We start from the raw sequence: 652 nt of genomic DNA, 5'->3' as shown, positions 1-652 counted from the left end.
CGTTTAGATAATGATAAAGACGGCATTCCATGTGAAGATTATAAATATCCAAAGAGCACAAATACTACAACAGAAAATAAAGAAACTACTAAACCTCAAGAACAACCTAAACAAGAAAATACTAAACAGGAAAACACTAAACAGGAAAACACTAAACAAGAACCTGTTAAACAAGAAAACACTAAGCAAGAGAATTCAAAACAAAACAACCAAGCAATAAATAATAAACAAGAACAAACTAAGCCTCAAACAACTGCAAAAGAAACAAAGAAAAATACTAATACAACTGTGAAAAAAGAAACGAAAAAACAAGGTGAGAAATTACCTAATACAGCATCAAACGGTGTTACAATGATGTTAGCAAGCTTAGGATTAGCATTAGCTGGATCTGTATTAATGTTCCGTCGCAAAAAGACAAACGCATAAAATAGTTCCTTAAAACGGCAGGAGAAATCCTGTCGTTTTCAAATGGAGTGATAAAAGTGAATAAAAAACAATGGATAGGCTTATGTTTAACTGTTATTGGACTTACTATCTTTTCCTATTATTTTCTAGAATGGTATAGTGCTAGACAATCAGCAGAGTCGTTAACAACTAACGAGGCTAAACAATATGAGACCTCCACACCTTCTAAAGAAAATGAAACGCAAAA

The 652-nt window shown here is 32.4% G+C and carries 1 protein-coding gene and 1 pseudogene; both read left to right on the top strand.

What is annotated here, in order from left to right; all coding sequences use genetic code 11:
- On the top strand, positions 1-426 hold a 426-nt coding region (locus D1166_RS30940), incomplete at its 5' end, for an LPXTG cell wall anchor domain-containing protein (protein WP_118043551.1).
- A gap of 56 nt (positions 427-482) precedes the next feature.
- A pseudogene (locus tag D1166_RS30935) lies at positions 483-652 on the top strand (class D sortase); the annotation flags it as partial.

It is taken from the genome of Bacillus sp. ISO11, assembly GCF_003458115.1.
In the GTDB taxonomy this organism is placed as follows: domain Bacteria; phylum Bacillota; class Bacilli; order Bacillales; family Bacillaceae_G; genus Bacillus_A; species Bacillus_A cereus.
The sequence above is the reverse complement of the archived record's forward strand: the minus strand, read 5'-3'. Positions and strand labels throughout refer to the sequence as shown.